Here is a 19,551-nt window from a genome sequence, read left to right as displayed (position 1 = left end):
GGAGATTCCCTCCTACCTTGCGGTGGCGGGCTTGACGCGGCGAGCGCGCCTGACGACTGCCCTCCCGGCAGCCGGGACGAGCGCAAGGCCCATCCGATACAGATGCAAGGTGTTCCGGGCGGCGTTGTGGTCGGCATTGCCGGACCAGCCGCAGCCCGGGTTCTTGCACACGAACACGGCCTGACTCTCCCGGCCGCTCGGGGTGGTGAACCCGCAGGCCGAGCAGCGCAGGGAAGTGCCCGCAGCGGCAACCTTGTACAGCGCGCCGCCATAGCGTGCGACCTTGTACGTCAGCATCGTCACGGTGCGGCCCCGGGCCTCCTGGCTGATGGAGTGGTTCAGGCCGGTCTTTTGCGCGACGTTCGTCCCCGGGTTCTCGACGGTGCCCTTGGCGCTCTTGGTCATGTTCGTGATGGGCAGGTCTTCCACCACGATGACGCCGTAGGTGCGGGCGATCTCGGTGGTGGTCTGATGCTGCCAGTCGATCGCCCGGCGCTTGGCTCTTGCACGCAGGCGCGCGATCTGGCCGTAGGTGGCCCGCAACCGGCGCGAGGTGCGCTCGCCCGGCTTCCGGAAGCTCTTGCGGTGGGCCGCCCGCCGCTCCAGAGCCAGCAGCGCGGCCTGTTCCTTGTCGGTCAGCCAGGCGTTGGGCTTGTCCTTGGTGGCCTTCCATCTCTCGTGGGTGTGATGGTTGCCATCCGACAGGGCCAGCGGCACGGCCACTCCGGCGTCGATGCCGACGTCCGGCCCCTGGTGGGGCTCGGGGCTCGGGGGCGACGGTCTGGATGCGGAAGGCGATGTGCCAGCCGAGCGCGTCCTTGACCAGCCGGGCACCGGTGATCCGGTTACTGACATCGGCCTTCTTGCCGACGGGCACGTCCTTGGTCCAGCGGAACCGGACCCGTCCGACCTTGGGAATGGTGACCATGCCCCAGCGGCGGTGCACCCGCGTGACGTGCAGGTCCCGGCCCTGCGGGATGTCCACTGCCATCACCGACCGCAAGCGACCCTTGAACGTCGGCGACCCGGCCCGGCCCTGCCAGCAGTTCTTCCACGCCTGGACGTACGTCTTGAGGACGGCCTGCGCGGCCTGGGCGGGCAGCACGGCGAGCCAATCGATGTCCTGGCGGGCCTGCCGGATCGCCGCATCCGCCGTGGCCAGGGACCTTCGGCACGTCGGCAGCATCGTCCACCACTCATGCAGAAGGTTCCATAGTGAACGGGCCGCGTGCGCCTGGTCGTCGATGACGCGAACCTGGGCGGGGGTTAGCGCCAGCCGAGCACGGTGCCCGAACCGCCATTTCCCCGGGCCGGGGTCCTGGGCCGGGGTGGCAACGAGTTGCCGCTGCGCCAATCGGCGGGAGGTCCTGCTGGTTAGTGGAGCGGTGGATCGCCATTAATGCACTTCCTGTCACGCACCCATCACTCACCGCAAATATTACCTAGCGTCACCGAAGTTTCCATAGTGTATTCGAAAGTAAGGCGGGCCTGCTTTGCCCGGTCCTGAACGACCAGTTCTCCGCGCCGTGTCGCCCGTCAGGCTCTCCACGCGCAACGCGCCGCCCGACAGCGACCAGCGGGAGCTGTCCGGCGACAACACCGTCCAGTCCTCGCCGAGCGTGGTGCCGTCGAACTGGTCGACCACGGCGCCGTCCGGGATGGGCTCGGCCGCCGCGGTCGCCGATGGCGGCGGCGCCACCAGTGAGGCCGCTATGAGCAGGGCGGATAAGGCGATTCGCTTCATGAGCTGGGGGGCTCCTCAAGGTTGTTAGCGTTAACAAGTTAAGTGAGCGTTAACAACGGCGATTCGCGACAAGTTAAGGACTGCCCCCCACCCTCGTCAAGGGTCGGTCCGCGTAACCCGACCGTAATCAGGCGGACCCTTGACGAGACCGGTTGTTAGCGTTCACAGTCGGGGCGAGCTCACCAAGCGCGCACTCGGGGACCAGCGCTGCTGGGGCGTAGGTCGTACCAGGCAGGAAGGCGCGGGCGTCCCGCTCTGGGATGTTAGCGCGAACATCAGAAGGGAACCCCCCACGTGTTAAAGAGAATTTCGGCGCTAGTCCTTGCCGGTCTGACCGCGATGTCGATGACCGCGTGCGGCAGCGGCGGCAGCAGCAGCGGCGGCGGTGGCGGCGGCGGCGGCTCGATCACCATGGGCTTCTCCCAGGTGGGCGCGGAGAGCGGGTGGCGCACCGCGAACACCAAGTCCGTGCAGGACTCGGCCAAGAGCGCGGGCATCACGCTCAAGTTCTCCGACGCCCAGCAGAAGCAGGAGAACCAGATCAAGGCCATCCGCTCTTACATCCAGCAGAAGGTGGACGTCATCGCCTTCTCGCCGGTGGTGGAGTCCGGCTGGGACACGGTGCTCAAGGAGGCCAAGGACGCGAAGATCCCGGTCATCCTGACCGACCGCGCCGTGGACTCCAAGGACACCTCCCTCTACAAGACCTTCCTCGGCTCGGACTTCGTCGAGGAGGGCAAGAAGGCCGGCCAGTGGCTGGTGAACGAGTACAAGGACGCCAAGGACCCGGTGAACATCGTCGAGTTGCAGGGCACGACGGGTTCGGCGCCGGCCAACGATCGCAAGTCCGGCTTCCAGGAGGTCATCGGGGCCGATCCCAAGTTCAAGATCATCGCTTCGCAGACCGGTGACTTCACCAGGGCCAAGGGCAAGGAGGTCATGGAAGCGTTCCTGAAGTCGAACCCGGACATCGACGTCCTGTATGCCCACAACGACGACATGGGCCTGGGGGCGATCGAGGCGATCGAGGGTGCGGGCAAGGTGCCCGGCAAGGACATCAAGATCATCACTGTGGACGCCGTCAAGGACGGCATGCAGGCGCTGGCCGACGGGAAGATCAACTTCATCGTGGAGTGCTCGCCGCTGCTCGGCCCGCAGCTCATGGACCTGGCCAAGAAGGTCGTCAAGGGTGAGCAGGTGCCGACCCGCGTGGTGACCGAGGAGACGACGTTCACGCAGGAGCAGGCCAAGCAGGTCCTGTCGTCCCGCCAGTACTGACCCGCCGTCCGGCCACGCGCCTCCGCACTCCGGCCGGGGTCCCTTGGGGTGGGGGAAGGAGGCGAAGACGCCTCCGCACTCCGGCCGGGGTCTCCGTGATCCCGCCGCCCCGGGCCCTGGACCGGGGCGGCGGGGAGGCGTAGTGACGAGGCAAGGCGGCGGTTTCCAGCCATACGAGGAGAGACATGGTCACACCCGCGCCGGTCCTGACGATGAGCGGGATCGGCAAGCAGTTCCCTGGCGTGAAGGCCCTGGACGGCGTCGACCTGCGGCTGCTCCCGGGCGAGGTGCACGCGCTCATGGGAGAGAACGGCGCGGGCAAGTCCACCCTGATCAAGGTGCTCACCGGCGTCCACCCCGCCGACGCGGGCACCATCGAGCTGGGTGGCGCGCCCGTCGCGTTCGGCAGCCCGCTGGAGGCGCAGCAGGCCGGCATCAGCACGGTCTACCAGGAGGTCAACCTCTGCACGAACCTCTCGGTGGCCGAGAACATCTTCATCGGCCGCGAGCCCCGGAAGAGGGGCCGCATCGACTGGAAGCGGATGCGCGCCCGGGCCGCCGAGCTGCTGTCCCGGCTGGAGCTGAGCGTGGACGTGTCGGCGCCGCTGTCGACGTACTCGCTGGCCGTCCAGCAGATGGTGGCCATCGCGCGGGCGATCGACATCGAGGCGAGGGTGCTCATCCTGGACGAGCCCACCTCCAGCCTGGACGCCGACGAGGTCCAGCAGCTCTTCCGGGTGATGAGGAGGCTCAAGGAGGAGGGCATCGCCATCCTCTTCGTCTCCCACTTCCTCGACCAGATCTACGAGATCTCGGACCGCATGACGATCCTGCGCAACGGCCGGCTCGTCGGCGAGTACCTCACCGCGCAGCTCCCGCAGGTCGAGCTGGTCGCCAAGATGATCGGCCAGGAGCTGGCCGCGCTGGAGCGGCTGCACGGCGAGGCCAAGGTCTTCGACCGGCCGCTGGTCGAGGCCCGCGACCTGGGCCGGCCGGGGGCCATCGAGCCGTTCACGCTCACGATCCACGAGGGCGAGGTGGTGGGCCTGGCCGGGCTGCTCGGCTCCGGCCGTACGGAGATCGCGCGGCTGCTGTTCGGCGCCGACCACGCGGGCACGGGCGAGATCGCGGTCGGCGGGACCCCGGTGTCGTTGCGCACGCCCCGCGCGGCCATGAACCACAAGATCGCGTTCTGCTCCGAGAACCGCAAGGCCGACGGCCTCATCCCCGACCTCACCGTGCGCGAGAACATCATCCTCGCCCTCCAGGCCACCAGGGGCTGGACCAGGCCGGTGCCGCGCGAGCAGCAGGACGAGCTGGTCGGCAGGTACGTCAAGGCCCTGAAGATCAGCCCGCCCAACCCCGAGCACCTCGTACGCAACCTCAGCGGCGGCAACCAGCAGAAGGTCGTGCTGGCCAGGTGGCTCATCCTCGAGCCGCGCCTGCTCATCCTGGACGAGCCCACCCGGGGCATCGACGTCGGGGCGAAGACCGAGATCCAGCGCCTGGTGGCCGAGCTGTCCGACGGCGGCATGGCGGTGCTGTTCATCTCGGCCGAGCTGGAGGAGGTGCTGCGGCTCAGCCACAAGGTCGAGGTGCTGCGCGACCGGCGGCTGGTGGCCGAACTGCCCAACGACGACGCGCTGACGACGGACGTGCTCATGGAAACGATCGCGAGCGGAGGCCGGACCTCATGAGACGGCTGCTCTGGCCGGTGGTGGTCCTCGTACTGCTGCTGGCGCTGAACGTGTTCTTCACGCCCAGCTTCTTCTCGATCCAGGTCAGGGAAGGCCACCTGTACGGGAGCCTGATCGACATCCTGCGCTTCGGCGCCCCGCTGATCCTGGTCTCGCTCGGGATGACGCTGGTCATCGCCACCGGCGGCATCGACCTGTCGGTGGGCTCGGTGGTGGCGATCTCGGGCGCGCTGGCCTGCCTGCAGATCAGCGAGGACGCGAGCGTGTTCACCGCCGTGGCGGCGGCGCTCGGGCTCTGCCTGGTGCTGGGCGCCTGGAACGGGTTCCTGGTGGCGGCCGTCGGCATCCAGCCGATCATCGCCACGCTCATCCTCATGGTGGCCGGGCGCGGACTGGCCCAGCTCATCACCGACGGGCAGATCATCACCGTCAACAGCCCGGCGTACAAGGTGATCGGCGGCGGCTACTGGCTGACCGTGCCGTTCGGCATCATCATCGTGATCGGCGTGCTGGCGATCACGGCGTTCCTGACCCGGCGGCTGGCGCTGGGCATGCTGATCGAGTCGGTCGGCGGCAACGCCGAGGCCAGCCGGCTGGCGGGCATCAGGGCGCGCGGGATCATCATCATGGTGTACGCGTTCGCCGCCCTGTGCGCGGGCGTCGCCGGACTGATGATCAGCTCGAACGTCTCCAGCGCCGACGGCAACAACGCCGGCCTGTGGATCGAGCTGGACGCCATCCTGGCCGTCGTGATCGGCGGCACGTCGCTGTCCGGCGGCCGGTTCTCGCTCGGCGGCACCGTGCTGGGCGCGCTGATCATCCAGACCCTGACCACGACGATCTACTCGATCGGCGTGCCGCCGGAGACCACGCTGCTGTTCAAGGCGCTGGTCGTGACGGCGGTCTGCCTCATCCAGTCCCCGTCCTTCCGCGAGAAGGCGTTCCGCAGACGTGGCCGGGCCGCACCCGCCAGCCCGGTGGCCGAGGAGAAGGTGCGAGTCACCACATGAGCACGCTGACGATCGGGCGGGCGAGCGTGCCCGCCAAGTACCTGCCGGTCCTGGTGACCGGGTGCCTGTTCCTGGCCATGTTCGTGGTCGGCGGGATCCGCTACGAGGGGTTCGCCAGCGGGCAGGTGGTACTCAACGTCTTCATCGACAACGCCTTCCTGCTGGTGGTGGCCGTCGGGATGACGTTCGTGATCCTGACCGGGGGCATCGACCTGTCGGTGGGGTCGGTGGTGGCGCTGTCGACGATGATCTCGGCCAGCCTCATGGCGGGGCCCGGGTGGCCGCCGTACCTGGTGATCCCGCTGGTGCTGGTCATCGGGTCGGGGCTGGGGCTGGTGATGGGGTACATCGTGCACGCCTTCGACATCCAGCCGTTCATCGTGACGCTGGCGGGCATGTTCCTGGCGCGGGGGCTGTGTTACACGATCGGCACGGACTCGATCCCTATCAACGATCCCACCTTCACGGCGTTCGCGCAGGCCAGGATCGACCTGTTCGCCGACATGTGGATATCGCCCAGCGTGATCGTCGCCGTGGTGGTCGTGCTGGTGGCGGCGTACGTGCTGCATTACACCCGGCTCGGCCGCGCGGTGTACGCGACCGGCGGCAGCGAGCAGTCCGCGCTGCTGATGGGGCTGCCCGTGGGCCGGACGAAGATCGCGGTCTACACGATCAGCGGGTTCTGCTCGGCGCTGGGCGGCGTGCTGCTGTCGTTCTACATGCTCTCCGGTTACGGACTGCACGCTGTAGGCATGGAGCTGGACGCGATCGCGGCGGTCGTCATCGGCGGCACGCTGCTGACCGGCGGCAGCGGCTTCCTGCTGGGCACCGTCCTCGGGGTGCTCGTGCTGGGCCTGATCCAGACGATCATCAGTTTCGAGGGGACACTGTCCTCATGGTGGACCAAGATCTTCATCGGAATGTTGCTCTTCGTCTTCATCTTGCTGCAGCGCCTGTTCTCGGCCCGATCGAGGCGCTGACCTGCGGGTGAAAGTTACTCGAAAGTTTCCGGTAGGTTATGCGGGCCCGTTGACACGAGCGTTGTTAGCGATAACAATCGGCGGAAGCGAACGAGAATTTTGTTCTGATTCGTTACTTTGTGTAATCGAATCCCTCGCTCTACCGGCAGCCGCCGCGTCCAGCGCTGCCGCGACCCCCATCGCAAGGAGATGACATGAGGTTGGGACGAATCGGGGGCGTGGTGTCCGTCATCGCGCTCGCCGCGACGATGACGGCCTGCGGATCGAGCACGAAGACCGTCGACGCCCAGGCCTCCGCCTCGGCCGCCGCCGGTAACGGGGGCGCCCTGATCGGCGTCACGATGCCCACGAAGTCGTCGGAGCGCTGGATCCACGACGGCGACAACGTCAAGCAGCAGCTGGAGAAGCTGGGCTACAAGGTCGACCTCCAGTACGCGGAGAACGACATCCCGACGCAGGCCAACCAGATCGAGAACCAGATCACCAAGGGCGCCAAGCTCCTGATCATCGCCTCGATCGACGGCACCGCGATCACCTCCCAGCTCCAGCAGGCCGCCGACAACAAGATCCCGGTCATCGCGTATGACCGCCTGATCCGCAACAGCCCGAACGTCGACTACTACGCCACGTTCGACAACTTCAAGGTCGGCGTGCAGCAGGCGACCTCGCTGCTCAAGGGCCTCGGCGTCGAGGACGGCAAGAAGGGCCCGTTCAACGTCGAGCTGTTCGGCGGATCGCCCGACGACAACAACGCCACGTTCTTCTGGAACGGCGCCATGTCGGTGCTCAAGCCCAAGATCGACGACGGCACCCTGAAGGTCGCGAGCGGTCAGACCGACTTCAAGCAGGCCGCCATCCTGCGGTGGGACCCCGCCACGGCGCAGAAGCGCATGGAGGACATCCTCACCAAGACCTACACCAGCGGCAAGAAGGTGGACGGCGTGCTGTCGCCGTACGACGGTCTGTCGATCGGCATCCTGTCGGCGCTCAAGAGCTCCGGCTACGGCACCAGCGGCCAGCCCTACCCGATCGTGACCGGCCAGGACGCCGAGCTCGCGTCGGTGAAGTCGATCATCGCCGGTGAGCAGTACTCCACCATCTTCAAGGACACCCGCAAGCTCGCCGAGCAGACGGTGAAGATGGCCGACTCCGTGCTCAAGGGCCAGAAGCCCGAGGTCAACAACGAGAAGGACTACGACAACGGCAACAAGGTCGTCCCGTCGTACCTGCTCGACCCGGTGATCGTGGACAAGAGCAACTACAAGGAAGTCATCATCGGCAGCAACTACTACACCGAGGACCAGCTCAAGTAAGGGCCGAGCCCCGGGGACCGCAGAGTCCCCGGGGCTTCCTCTCTGAGCGAGGGATATATGACCGAGCACATCTTGCGGATGAGCGGGATCACCAAGACGTTCCCCGGCGTCAAGGCGCTGCAGAACGTCAACCTGTCCGTACGGCGGGGCGAGATCCACGCGATCTGCGGCGAGAACGGCGCCGGCAAGTCGACGCTGATGAAGGTGCTTTCCGGGGTCTACCCGCACGGCGAGTACGACGGCGAGATCACCTTCGAGGGCAGGACGGTCGAGTTCGGCGGCATCCGCGACAGCGAGCACGCCGGCATCGTCATCATCCACCAGGAGCTGGCGCTCAGCCCGCAGCTGTCCATCGCCGAGAACATCTTCCTCGGCAACGAGCGCGCCAAGCGCGGCTTCATCGACTGGAACCGCACCAACTACGAGGCCGCCGAGCTGATGAAGCGGGTCGGCCTGCGCGAGAACCCGACGACGCCGATCTCCGACATCGGCGTGGGCAAGCAGCAGCTCGTCGAGATCGCCAAGGCGCTCTCGAAGGAGGTGAAGCTGCTCATCCTCGACGAGCCGACCGCCGCCCTCAACGACGACGACTCGGCCCACCTGCTCGACCTGCTGCGCGGCCTGCGGGACGAGGGCATCACCTGCGTGATCATCTCCCACAAGCTGAACGAGGTCACCGCCATCGCCGACTCCGTCACGATCATCCGCGACGGGCAGACGATCGAGACCCTCGACATGGCCACCGACAACGTCACCGAGGACCGCATCATCTCCGGCATGGTCGGCCGTGCCCTCGACAACCGCTTCCCGCCGCACGAGCCGACCATCGGCGACGAGGTGCTGCGCATTGAGGACTGGACGGTCTACAGCCCCAGCCAGCCGGGCCGGAAGGTGGTCGACGGCGCCGCCCTGACGCTGCGCCGGGGCGAGATCGTCGGCCTCGCGGGGCTGATGGGCGCCGGGCGCACCGAGCTGGCGATGAGCGTGTTCGGGCGCACGTACGGGGTGCACATCTCGGGCAAGATCTTCAAGGACGGCAAGCCGATCGAGATCCGCAACGTGCAGGACGCGATCAGGCACGGCATCGCCTACGCCACCGAGGACCGCAAGAGGTACGGCCTCAACCTCATCGAGGACATCAAGCGCAACATCTCGGCGGCCGGGCTCACCGGGCTGTCCAAGCGCGGCTGGGTCAACGAGAACGAGGAGTACAAGGTCGCCGAGCAGTTCCACAAGAGCATGAACATCAAGGCGCCCTCCGTCAACAGCATCGTCGGCAAGCTGAGCGGCGGCAACCAGCAGAAGGTCGTGCTCTCCAAGTGGATCCTGACCGAGCCGGACGTGCTCATCCTCGACGAGCCGACCCGAGGCATCGACGTCGGCGCCAAGTACGAGATCTACACGATCATCAACCGGCTGGCCGACCAGGGCAAGGCCGTGCTCGTGATCTCCTCTGAGCTGCCCGAGCTGCTCGGTCTGTGCGACCGCGTCTACACCCTCTCCGAGGGCCGCATCACCGGCGAGGTGCCGCGCCAGGAGGCCACTCAGGAACACCTCATGTACTTGATGACCAAGGGACAGGAAAAATGAGTAGCATCACGCCCACCGACGTGGAGGTCGTCAAGGGCGACGGGGGAGCGCCACGGCAGCCGGGCAGGGTGTCGCTCGGCGGAGTGTCGCTCAACCTGCGATCCAGCGGCATCTACATCGCCTTCGCGCTGATCGTCGCGCTGTTCACGGTGCTGACCGACGGCGCGATGCTCCAGCCGCAGAACATCTCCAACATCATCGTCCAGAACTCCTACGTCCTGATCCTCGCGATCGGCATGATCCTGATCATCATCGCCGGGCACATCGACCTGTCGGTCGGCTCGGTGGTGGCGGTCACGGGAGCGCTGGCGGCCGTGCTCATGGTGAACATGGGCTGGCCCTGGCCGCTGGCCCTGCTCGTCACGCTGGTGGCCGGGGCGCTCATCGGGGCCTGGCAGGGCTACTGGATCGCGTACTTCGGCATCCCGGCGTTCATCGTGACGCTGGCCGGCATGCTGCTGTTCCGGGCGCTGACCCTGACCGTGCTGGGCAACCAGGGCATCGGCCCGTTCCCCGACCAGGTCCGCACGCTGGCCAACGGCTTCACCAACGGCTACCTCGGCAACATCGGCCTCGGCCCGCTCGGCGGCGCCGACCTGTTCAGCCTGCTGATCGGCATCGTGGCCATCGCCGGCATGGCGGCCTCGCAGTGGCGCACCCGCAACGCGCGCCGCGGCTACGGGCAGGCCGTGGAGCCGATGGCGCTGTTCGTGCTGAAGCTGGCGGCCGGGGCCGCGCTGATCCTCTTCCTGGTCGTGCAGCTCGCCCGCTTCAAGAACCTCCCGTGGGTGCTGGTGCTGCTGGCGGTGCTCGTGCTCGGCTACTCGCTGATGGCCAACCGCACGGTCTTCGGCCGGCAGATCTACGCCATCGGCGGCAACCTCCAGGCGGCCGTCATGTCCGGCGTGAAGGTCAAGTCGGTGGTCTTCTGGATCTTCGTCAACATGGGCGTGCTGTCGGCCATCGCCGGCATCATCTTCGCCGGCCGGCTCAACCAGGCCGGTCCCACCGCCGGTAACAGCTTCGAGCTGGACGCCATCGCCGCGGCCTTCATCGGCGGCGCGGCCGTCCAGGGCGGTGTCGGCAAGGTGGTCGGCGCCATCACCGGCGGTCTGATCATGGCGGTCATCAACAACGGCATGTCCCTGATCGGCTCCCCGAGCGAGCGCGTCATGCTCGTCAAGGGAGCGGTCCTTCTGGCCGCCGTGGCGTTCGACGTGTGGACCAAGCGCAGGGCGGGTGCCTCGCGTTAGCTCTAATAGGAAATCTGCACCCCATCGCCGCTACGGACGTCGTCAGGTGCGGACAGTAGGGCGGCGACCTAGAGAGCAGGTTTCCTATTAGTAAGATCCCCTGAGCCCAGCGAAAGGAGAGACCGTGACGACCCCCAAGCGCCGCCTGCCGGTCATGGCCGATGTGGCCAAGGAAGCGGGCGTGTCGCACCAGACGGTCTCCCGGGTGCTCAACGACCACCCGAACGTCCGGGCGGACACCCGCGCCCGGGTGGAGGAGGCGATCACCCGGCTGGGCTACCGGCGCAACCTGGTCGCCCGCGCCCTGGTCACCAAGCGGTCGAGGACGCTCGGCGTGGTGAGCTTCGACACCACGCTGTACGGCCCGGCCAGCACGATCTACGGCATCGAGCAGGCGGCCAGGACCGCGGGCTACTTCGTGAGCATCGTCAGCCTGAAGTCGATCGACGCGGCCAGCGTGCGCGACGCCATCGACTACCTCGCCGAGCAGGGCGTGGACGGGGTCGTGGTGGTCGCGCCGCAGCGCTCGGCCGGGCGGGCCCTGGAGAACCTGCCGACCGGCATGCCGGCGGTCGCGGTCGAGGGCACCCACAGCGCCGACGTGTCGGTGGTCTGCATCGACCAGGTGCAGGGCGCCAGGCTCGCCACCCGCCACCTCCTGGAGCTGGGTCACGAGACCGTCTGGCACGTCAGCGGCGCCCCCGACTGGCTGGAGACCGAGGGGCGGATCGAGGGCTGGCGCGCGGCCCTGCAGGAGGCGGGCCGGCCGGTGCCGGAGCCGCTGGCCGGCGACTGGAGCCCGCGCGCCGGCTACGAGGCCGGCAAGAGCCTGGCGGCGATGGAGGGCGTCACGGCCGTGTTCGCCGGCAACGACCAGATGGCGCTCGGCGTGCTGCGCGCGCTCAGCGAGGCGGGCGTGCGGGTGCCCGACCAGATCAGCGTGGTGGGCTTCGACGACATCCCCGAGTCGGAGTTCTTCTCGCCGCCGCTCACCACGGTCAGGCAGGACTTCGACGTGGTGGGCAGGCACTGCATCGAGGTGCTGCTGCGCCAGATCGACGCCGGGCCCACCGCGTACGAGCGCCTGGTCGTCCCTCCCAGCTTCGTCGTGAGGTCGAGCACCTCGGCTCGGCGGCGGTAGATGATGTGCAGGCCACAGAGAAAATCCCCTGGAGTGCAATGTGAACGCTAACAGTTACGTGGTCGGAGTCGACTTCGGCACGCTCTCCGGGCGTGCCGTCGTCGTCCGCGTGAGCGACGGCGCGGAGCTGGGCAGCGCCGTCCACGAGTACGCCCACCGCGTCATCGAGCACAGCCTGCCGGGATCCGACGAGAGGCTGGGCCCCGACTGGGCGCTGCAGTCGCCGCAGGACTGGATCGACGTGCTGAAGATCGCCGTACCCCAGGCCATCGCCGCCTCGGGCGTCGCGCCCGAGCAGGTCATCGGCATCGGCACCGACTTCACCGCCTGCACCGTGCTGCCCACGACGGCGGACGGCACGCCCCTGTGCTTCGAGACCCCGTCCGAGCCGCACGCGTGGCCGAAACTGTGGAAGCACCATGCCGCGCAGCCGCACGCCGACCGCATCAACGAGCTGGCCGCGCGCCGGGGGGAGAGCTGGCTGCCGCGCTACGGGGGCAAGATCTCCTCGGAGTGGGAGTTCGCCAAGGGCCTGCAGGTCCTGGAGGAGGCCCCCGAGGTGTACGCCAGGGCCGAGCGCTGGATCGAGGCCGCCGACTGGATCATCTGGCAGCTCACCGGCGTCGAGAGCCGCAACATCTGCACTGTGGGTTACAAGGGGATCTTCCAGGACGGCTCCTACCCGTCGGAGGAGTTCCTCGCCGAGCTCAACCCCGGCTTCGCCGGATTCGCGGGCAAGCTCGCCACCGGCCAGGTCGGCGACCAGGTCAACGGCACCACGCTGGCCCCCCTCGGCGGCCTCGCCGGCCGCCTGACCGCGCAGGCCGCGGAGTGGACCGGCCTGCCCGAGGGCGTGGCCGTGGCCGTCGGCAACGTGGACGCGCACGTCACCGCGGCCGCCGCCGACGCCGTCAGGCCCGGCCAGATGGTGGCCATCATGGGCACCTCCACCTGCCACATCATGCCCAGCGACCAGCTCGCCGAGGTGCCCGGCATGTGCGGCGTCGTACGCGACGGCATCGTGCCCGGACTCTGGGGCTACGAGGCGGGCCAGTCCGCGGTCGGGGACATCTTCGCCTGGTTCGTGGACAACTTCGGCGGCGACCACGAGAGCCTGACCGCGCTGGCCGAGAAGCAGGCGGTCGGCGAGCACGGCCTGGTCGCGCTCGACTGGTTCGGCGGCAACCGCTCGGTGCTCGTGGACCACAACCTCTCCGGCGTGATCATCGGCCAGACGCTGGCCACCAAGCCCGAGGACGTCTACCGGGCGCTCATCGAGTCCACCGCGTTCGGCGCCCGGATGATCGTGGAGACGTTCGAGAAGTCGGGCGTGCCGGTCGAGGAGTTCGTGGTCGCCGGCGGGCTGCTGAAGAACCGCTTCCTCATGCAGGTCTACGCCGACGTGCTGCGCCGCCCGCTGTCGGTCATCGGCTCCGACCAGGGCCCCGCGCTCGGCTCGGCCATCCACGCGGCCGTCGCCGCCGGCGCCTACCCGGGCATCCAGGAGGCCGCCGCGGCCATGGGCAAGCGCACCGAGGCCGCGTACGTGCCCGACGAGGCCAGCGCCGACGCCTACGACCGGCTCTACGCCGAGTACCGCAGGCTCCACGACTTCTTCGGAGACGGAAAGATGCTGCACACCCTCCGCGCGATCAGGAACGAGGCCCGCGAGGGAGCGCCGCCGCCTGGACTGAGGAGCGGCGGGAGCGAAGCGACCATAGCGACGAGGGAAGGCGGCGGCTCCGGAGCGACCGAGCCCGCCTCCGCGGAGTGGAGGCAATGAACATGAGCATGAGCATGAGGAAGATCGTCGCCGACCTGCACGCCGAGCTGGTCCGCTACAACCTGGTCGTCTGGACGGCGGGTAACGTCTCGGGCCGGGTACCGGGCGAGGACCTGTTCGTCATCAAGCCGTCCGGGGTCTCCTACGACGAGCTGACGCCGGAGAACATGGTCGTGTGCGACCTCGACGGCAACCTCGTGGAGGGCGAGCACTCGCCGTCCAGCGACACCGCCGCGCACGCGTACGTCTACCGCAACATGCCCGACGTCGGCGGCGTCGTGCACACCCACTCCACCTACGCCTCCGCCTGGGCGGCGCGCGGCGAGGCCATCCCCTGCGTGCTGACCGCGATGGCCGACGAGTTCGGCGGCGAGATCCCCCTCGGCCCGTTCGCGCTGATCGGCGACGACTCGATCGGCCAGGGCATCGTCGAGACGCTCAAGGGCCACCGTTCCAAGGCCGTCCTCATGCAGAACCACGGCGTGTTCAGCATCGGCAAGGACCCGAAGGCGGCCGTGAAGGCCGCCGTCATGTGCGAGGACGTGGCCCGCACCGTCCACGTGGCCAGGCAGCTCGGCGAGCCGCTGCCGATCCCGCAGGACGACATCGACCGCCTGTACGACCGCTATCAGAACGTCTACGGACAGAGGAGCCCGCGTTGAAGATCTGGTTTCTGACCGGCAGCCAGGGGCTGTACGGCGAGGACACGCTGCGCCAGGTGGCCGAGCAGTCTCAGCGGATCGCCGAACAGCTGCCCATGCCCGTCGAGTGGAAGCCCGTGCTCACCGACGCGGCGGCGATCAGGCGCGTGATGCTGGAGGCCAACGCCGACGACTCGTGCGCCGGCGTGATCGCGTGGATGCACACCTTCTCCCCGGCCAAGATGTGGATCGCGGGGCTCGACGCGCTGCGCAAGCCGCTGCTGCACCTGCACACGCAGGCCAACGTGGAGCTCCCGTGGAGCACCATCGACATGGACTTCATGAACCTCAACCAGGCCGCGCACGGCGACCGCGAGTTCGGGTTCGTGCAGACGCGGCTGGGCGTGCCGCGCAAGACCGTGGCCGGGCACGTCAGCGACCCGTCCGTGGGCGAGCGCATCCTGACCTGGGTGCGGGCCGCCAAGGGCCTGGCCGAGGTGCGCACGCTGAAGCTGGCCCGCTTCGGCGACAACATGCGCGACGTGGCGGTGACCGAGGGCGACAAGGTCGAGGCGCAGCTCCGCTTCGGCGTCTCGGTCAACACGTACGGCGTGAACGACCTGGTGGAGGCCGTGGACGCGGCCTCGGACGCGGACGTGACGGCGCTGGTCAAGGAGTACGCCGAGCAGTACACCGTCGCTCCCGAGCTGCTCGGCGAGCGCAACGAGTCGCTGCGGTACGCGGCCAGGATCGAGCTGGGCCTGCGCGGCTTCCTGGAGTCGGGCGGCTTCAAGGCGTTCACCACGAACTTCGAGGACCTCGGCGGCCTGCGCCAGCTCCCCGGCCTGGCCGTGCAGCGGCTCATGGCCGACGGGTACGGCTTCGGCGGCGAGGGCGACTGGAAGACCTCCGTCCTCCTGCGCACCCTCAAGTCGATGTCGCCCGGCGGCACGTCGTTCATGGAGGACTACACCTACGACCTGTCGCCCGGCCAGGAGCTCATCCTGGGCGCGCACATGCTGGAGGTCTGCCCCTCGATCGCCTCCGGCACGCCGTCGTGCGAGATCCACCCGCTGGGCATCGGCAACAGGGAGGACCCGGTCCGGCTCGTGTTCGATGCCGAGCCCGGCCCCGGCATCGTGGTGGGCCTGGCCGACATGGGTGACCGGTTCCGGCTGGTCGCCAACGAGATCGACCTCGTGGCCCCGCCCCAGCCGCTGCCCAAGCTGCCGGTCGCCCGCGCGGTCTGGAGCCCCCGCCCCAACCTGCGTACGTCCACGGAGTCGTGGCTCACGGCGGGCGCGCCGCACCACACGGTGCTCTCCACGGCGATCGGCCGCGCGGAGCTGACCGACCTGGCCGACATGCTCGGGGTGGAGCTGCTGATCATCGACGCCGACACGACGACCGAGCGGTTCGCCAAGGAGATCCGCTGGAACCAGGCGTACTACCGTCTGGCCCAGGGCCTCTAGTCCTCGGGCGGCTTCTTGGGGGCGTTCCTGCGCTGCTCCTCCGCGCGTTCGCGGAGGCGGCGCAGGAACTCCTCGTCGTCGTCCGGGTTGACGGCGGCGGAGCGGCCCGGGCGGTCGTACTCGGGGAACGCGTTCGGGCGCGTGACCGCCCGCGACCGGTCCGGGCGGCCGGCCACCAGCCAGGCGACGGAGCCGATCAGCGGGAACAGCAGCACGATGACCACCCAGACGATCTTCGGCAGGTTCCTGCAGAGCACGTCGGGCGTGGTGATCGCGTCGAAGAGGCAGTAGAGCCAGAGCACGAGCGTGACAAGGCCGACGGCCTCGGACAGGTAGAGCACGGCACACCTCCGGGAGCGGCTCCCGAAGCTAGCGGCACCCGGGCGGGGCTGACAAGGTGGCTTGTGGGAAGGTAATGCCGTGACGCTGACCAATTGGGCGGGAAACACCGCATTTCGGGCGCAATCTGTCCATCACCCGGCCTCGCTCGACGAGCTCCAGCGGCTCGTCTCGGCCGGCTCCCGCGTGCGGGCGCTGGGGAGCGGCCACTCGTTCAACGACGTCGCGGACACCGACGGCGACCTCGTCGTGCTCGACCGGATGCCGGACGCGGTGGAGATCGACAGCGCGGCCGCCACGGTGCGGGTGCCCGCGCGCATGACGTACGCGCGGCTCGCGCCGCAGGTGCACCGGGCCGGGTTCGCGCTGGCGAACCTGGCCTCGCTGCCGCACATCTCCGTGGCCGGCTCGGTCGCGACCGGCACGCACGGCTCCGGCGACGCCACGCCCGGCCTGGCCTCGGCCGTGTCCTCGCTCGACCTCGTCACCGCCGACGGCTCCGTGCTCACCCTCTCCCGCGGCGACGCCGACTTCCCCGGCGCGGTGGTGGCCCTCGGCGCGCTGGGCATCGTCACCTCGCTGACCCTCGACCTGGTGCCGGCCTTCGAGGTGCGCCAGTACGTACGCGAGGGCCTGACCGTGGCCGCGCTCGCCGACTTCGACCAGATCATGGCCGGCGCCTACAGCGTCAGCCTCTTCACCGACTGGCGCGACACCCGCGTTTGGCTGAAGAGCACCGAGGAGCTGACCGACGCCGACTGGTACGGCACCACCCCGGCCGACGGCCCCCGCCACCCCCTGCCGGCGATGTCGGCGGAGAACTGCACGATCCAGCTCGGCGTGCCCGGCCCGTGGTACGAGCGGCTGCCGCACTTCCGGCCGGACGCCGAGCCGAGCGGCGCGGGCGACGAGCTGCAGTCGGAGCTCATCCTGCCCAGGGAGCACGCGGTCAAGGCGCTGCGCGAGCTGTACGCGATCGGCGACCGGATCCGGCCCGTCCTGCAGATCTCGGAGGTCCGCTCGATCGCGCCCGACGACCTGTGGCTGAGCCCGTTCCGCGGACGCGACAGCGTCGGCATCCACTTCACCTGGATCAGGGACGTGGCCGCGGTGCTGCCGGTGCTGGAGCTGGTGGAGGAGACGCTGGCGCCGTTCGCGCCCAGGCCGCACTGGGGCAAGCTGTTCACCCGCCGGCCCGAGTGCCCCGGCGAGTTCCGCTCGCTCGTACGGCGGCTCGACCCCGAGGGCAAGTTCGCCAACGACTTCACGCGGATACTGCTGCAGGAGTAGCACTCTCGCGCGGTCGTGCGCCCCCGGATGTAGGAGACCACCGGTCCGGGGGACGATGCCGCCGGGGCGCGGGTCCGCGATCGTTGGTGGCATGACCGATCACCTGTTCAGGTTCGGCGCGGTCGCCGGACATGCCCCCGACGCCGGCGCGTGGACCGGCCTGGCCCGCAGGGCGGAGAGCCTCGGCTACTCGACGCTGCTGGTCCCCGACACGCTCGGCACGCTGTCGCCCTTCGTCGCCGCCGCCGTGGCCGCGACGGCCACGACGACCCTGCGCGTCGGCACGTTCGTGCTGAGCGCCGCCAACCGGACGCCCGAGGCCGTGGCGTGGGAGACCGCCACCCTGCACGCGCTCACCGACGGGCGCTTCGAGCTGGGCCTGGGCGCCGGACGCCCGGACGCGGAGCGGGACGCCGCGGCGCTCGGCGTCGGCTACGGCACGCCCGGCCGGCGCATCGAGCGCGTCGCCCGGACGATCGAGGCGGTCAAGGACGTACGCGTCCTGGTCGCCGCGTCCGGGACCAGGCTCCTCAAGCTCGCCGCCGAGAAGGCCGACACCGTGGCGCTCGGCCTGCCGCCGCACTACACGGAGGACCAGGTGGCGGCGAAGCTGGACGAGCTGTACGAGCTGGCCGGCGACCGCTTCCACGACCTGGAGCTCAGCATGAACCTCGCGGCCGCCGGGGCCGAGCCGCCCTCCTGGCTGAGCGTCCCGGCCGGCGGCACCGGCGTCCTGCTGGGCACCGCGGACGAGATGGCCGACACCCTCCGCAGGCGCCGCGACCGGCTCGGCGTCTCCTACGTGTCGGTGAACGCCCAGTACCTGGACGAGTTCGCGCCGGTGGTGGAGCGCCTCGCCGGTACCTGACGGAAGCTGACAGGTATGACCGGCATGATGGAGCCATGACCGCCAAGGGAACCTTCGACACCGCAGGCTGGGACGCCAAGCCGCCTTTCGTGGAGCGTGACGGCGTCTCGATCGGGCTCGTGACCATGTCCAAGACCTTCCGCGGGGACCTGACGGCCACCAGCGTCGTCCACCTGCTGACGGCCTCGACGCAGGTCGAGGACTCGAGGTCGTACGTGGCGATGGAGCGCATCGAGGGCACCCTCGACGGCCGCGCGGGGGCCTTCGTCGTGCAGCACAACGCGGTCAGCGACCGCGGGGAGCAGTCGCTGAGAATCTCGGTCGTCCCCGACTCGGCGACGGGGGAGCTGCGGGGGCTCAGGGGCGAGATGGACATCATCATCGCCCCTGACGGCTCCCACTCCTACACCTTCGACTTCACCCTCTGAAGCGCCACGCCCAGCAGCGCCACGGCGCCCAGCCCGAACACCAGGTGGCCGGCGAGGTCGAGCGAGGGGGACAACGGTCGACCAGACCGGCAGCCCGTCGACCACCGTCTGCAGCTCGAACACCAGCCCGGCGACCAGCGCCGCCCCGAGCCCCTTCCTCCTGGCCACCTCGCGGATCGCCACCGCGGCGCCGCCGTAGGTGGGGGCGAGCAGGAGCAGGAAGTACAGGTACGTCAGGGGGAAGTCGCCGAGCAGGGTCCTATGCCTGGTGCTCCTCATCCGTGAGCCGGCCCAGCACGGTCTCGGCGATGGCGCCCAGCGCCTCCAGCTGGGCCGGGGTCAGCACGTCGACGACGTAGCGCCGGACGGCCCTCTCGTGGTGGAGCCTGGCCTCGGCGGCGAGCCGGCGGCCCTCCTCGGTGACCCGGATGACCGACCCCCGGTTGTCCTCCTCGCACTCGGCGCGCGTGACCAGCCCGCGCTGCTCCATGCGGCGCAGCTGGTGGGACAGGCGGCTCTTCTCCCATGCCAGCCCGCACCGCAGCGCCAGCGCCCGCATCGACTCGTCGGGCGACTCGGTGAGGTGGGTGAGGATCTCGTAGTCGGCCTCCGACAGGCCGGTGGCCTCGGCCAGCTCCCGGTTGATCCGCCCGGTGAGCTGCACGCGCATGCGCTGGTAGCTGGCCCACTGGGCCGCCTGACGGGTGGAGAGCGTGGACATGAC

18 protein-coding genes are annotated in these 19,551 nt (G+C 69.1%); 14 read left to right on the top strand and 4 right to left on the bottom strand.

Features of this window, described 5'->3' with window-relative positions; genetic code table 11:
• Positions 1 to 12 precede the first annotated feature (12 nt).
• The gene (locus HD596_RS59680) at positions 13 to 717 is read right to left on the bottom strand and encodes an RNA-guided endonuclease InsQ/TnpB family protein (RefSeq protein WP_313047498.1); all 705 of its coding nucleotides are present in this window, start codon (positions 715 to 717) and stop codon (positions 13 to 15) included.
• A 721-nt stretch (positions 718 to 1,438) separates the two neighbouring features.
• Positions 1,439 to 1,744 (bottom strand): hypothetical protein, encoded by a 306-nt coding sequence (locus HD596_RS59675; RefSeq protein WP_185078130.1) that lies wholly within the window; start codon positions 1,742 to 1,744, stop codon positions 1,439 to 1,441.
• Positions 1,745 to 2,083: 339 nt separating this feature from the next.
• Between HD596_RS59675 and HD596_RS59670 the strand changes: the two genes are divergently transcribed.
• From HD596_RS59670 to araA, 11 genes are all read left to right on the top strand, one after another.
• Positions 2,084 to 3,022, top strand: a complete 939-nt coding sequence (locus HD596_RS59670) for an ABC transporter substrate-binding protein (protein ID WP_185078129.1) — start codon at positions 2,084 to 2,086, stop codon at positions 3,020 to 3,022.
• A gap of 185 nt (positions 3,023 to 3,207) precedes the next feature.
• Positions 3,208 to 4,719, top strand: a complete 1,512-nt coding sequence (locus tag HD596_RS59665; RefSeq protein ID WP_185078128.1) for a sugar ABC transporter ATP-binding protein — start codon at positions 3,208 to 3,210, stop codon at positions 4,717 to 4,719.
• Positions 4,716 to 5,729 carry an ABC transporter permease gene (locus HD596_RS59660; protein ID WP_185078127.1) on the top strand — a complete coding sequence of 338 codons (1,014 nt, stop codon included), beginning with the start codon at positions 4,716 to 4,718 and terminating at the stop codon, positions 5,727 to 5,729. The genes HD596_RS59665 and HD596_RS59660 overlap by 4 nt, the downstream gene beginning before the upstream one ends.
• The gene (yjfF, locus tag HD596_RS59655; RefSeq protein WP_185078126.1) at positions 5,726 to 6,709 is read left to right on the top strand and encodes a galactofuranose ABC transporter, permease protein YjfF; all 984 of its coding nucleotides are present in this window, start codon (positions 5,726 to 5,728) and stop codon (positions 6,707 to 6,709) included. The genes HD596_RS59660 and yjfF overlap by 4 nt, the downstream gene beginning before the upstream one ends.
• Positions 6,710 to 6,903: 194 nt before the next feature.
• A complete protein-coding gene (chvE, locus tag HD596_RS59650; RefSeq protein ID WP_185078125.1) occupies positions 6,904 to 8,022 on the top strand; it encodes a multiple monosaccharide ABC transporter substrate-binding protein in 1,119 nt (372 codons plus the stop codon).
• A 57-nt stretch (positions 8,023 to 8,079) separates the two neighbouring features.
• A complete protein-coding gene (gene mmsA / locus HD596_RS59645; protein WP_185078124.1) occupies positions 8,080 to 9,612 on the top strand; it encodes a multiple monosaccharide ABC transporter ATP-binding protein in 1,533 nt (510 codons plus the stop codon).
• Complete coding sequence (gene mmsB, locus HD596_RS59640; RefSeq protein ID WP_221520114.1) at positions 9,609 to 10,865, top strand: multiple monosaccharide ABC transporter permease; 1,257 nt, start codon at positions 9,609 to 9,611, stop codon at positions 10,863 to 10,865. Before mmsA ends, mmsB begins: the two co-directional genes overlap by 4 nt.
• Before the next feature lie 124 nt (positions 10,866 to 10,989).
• Complete coding sequence (locus HD596_RS59635; protein WP_376776132.1) at positions 10,990 to 12,006, top strand: LacI family DNA-binding transcriptional regulator; 1,017 nt, start codon at positions 10,990 to 10,992, stop codon at positions 12,004 to 12,006.
• A 58-nt stretch (positions 12,007 to 12,064) separates the two neighbouring features.
• Positions 12,065 to 13,789, top strand: a complete 1,725-nt coding sequence (araB, locus tag HD596_RS59630; RefSeq protein WP_185079444.1) for a ribulokinase — start codon at positions 12,065 to 12,067, stop codon at positions 13,787 to 13,789.
• A 2-nt stretch (positions 13,790 to 13,791) separates the two neighbouring features.
• A complete protein-coding gene (locus tag HD596_RS59625) occupies positions 13,792 to 14,451 on the top strand; it encodes an L-ribulose-5-phosphate 4-epimerase (protein ID WP_246555536.1) in 660 nt (219 codons plus the stop codon).
• Positions 14,448 to 15,902 (top strand): L-arabinose isomerase, encoded by a 1,455-nt coding sequence (gene araA, locus HD596_RS59620; protein WP_185078122.1) that lies wholly within the window; start codon positions 14,448 to 14,450, stop codon positions 15,900 to 15,902. Before HD596_RS59625 ends, araA begins: the two co-directional genes overlap by 4 nt.
• Here araA and HD596_RS59615 read toward each other — a convergent pair.
• The gene (locus tag HD596_RS59615; protein ID WP_185078121.1) at positions 15,899 to 16,243 is read right to left on the bottom strand and encodes a PLD nuclease N-terminal domain-containing protein; all 345 of its coding nucleotides are present in this window, start codon (positions 16,241 to 16,243) and stop codon (positions 15,899 to 15,901) included. The genes araA and HD596_RS59615 overlap by 4 nt on opposite strands.
• Positions 16,244 to 16,322: 79 nt before the next feature.
• Here HD596_RS59615 and HD596_RS59610 point away from each other — a divergent pair, with 79 nt between their 5' ends.
• From HD596_RS59610 to HD596_RS59600, 3 genes are all read left to right on the top strand, one after another.
• Positions 16,323 to 17,531 (top strand): FAD-binding protein, encoded by a 1,209-nt coding sequence (locus HD596_RS59610; protein WP_185078120.1) that lies wholly within the window; start codon positions 16,323 to 16,325, stop codon positions 17,529 to 17,531.
• Positions 17,532 to 17,622: 91 nt separating this feature from the next.
• Positions 17,623 to 18,399, top strand: coding sequence for an LLM class flavin-dependent oxidoreductase (locus HD596_RS59605; protein ID WP_185078119.1), 777 nt, complete (start codon positions 17,623 to 17,625; stop codon positions 18,397 to 18,399).
• Positions 18,400 to 18,434: 35 nt separating this feature from the next.
• Positions 18,435 to 18,827 carry a DUF3224 domain-containing protein gene (locus HD596_RS59600; protein WP_185078118.1) on the top strand — a complete coding sequence of 131 codons (393 nt, stop codon included), beginning with the start codon at positions 18,435 to 18,437 and terminating at the stop codon, positions 18,825 to 18,827.
• A gap of 259 nt (positions 18,828 to 19,086) precedes the next feature.
• On the opposite strand, the gene HD596_RS59595 is transcribed toward HD596_RS59600, so the two are convergent.
• Entirely contained in the window at positions 19,087 to 19,548 is a 462-nt protein-coding gene (locus HD596_RS59595; protein WP_185078117.1) for a MarR family winged helix-turn-helix transcriptional regulator, read from the bottom strand.
• Positions 19,549 to 19,551 lie beyond the last annotated feature (3 nt).

The sequence above is a fragment of the Nonomuraea jabiensis genome, from assembly GCF_014204795.1.
In the GTDB taxonomy this organism is placed as follows: Bacteria; Actinomycetota; Actinomycetes; order Streptosporangiales; family Streptosporangiaceae; genus Nonomuraea; species Nonomuraea jabiensis.
This window is presented reverse-complemented; position numbering and strand designations above follow the sequence as displayed.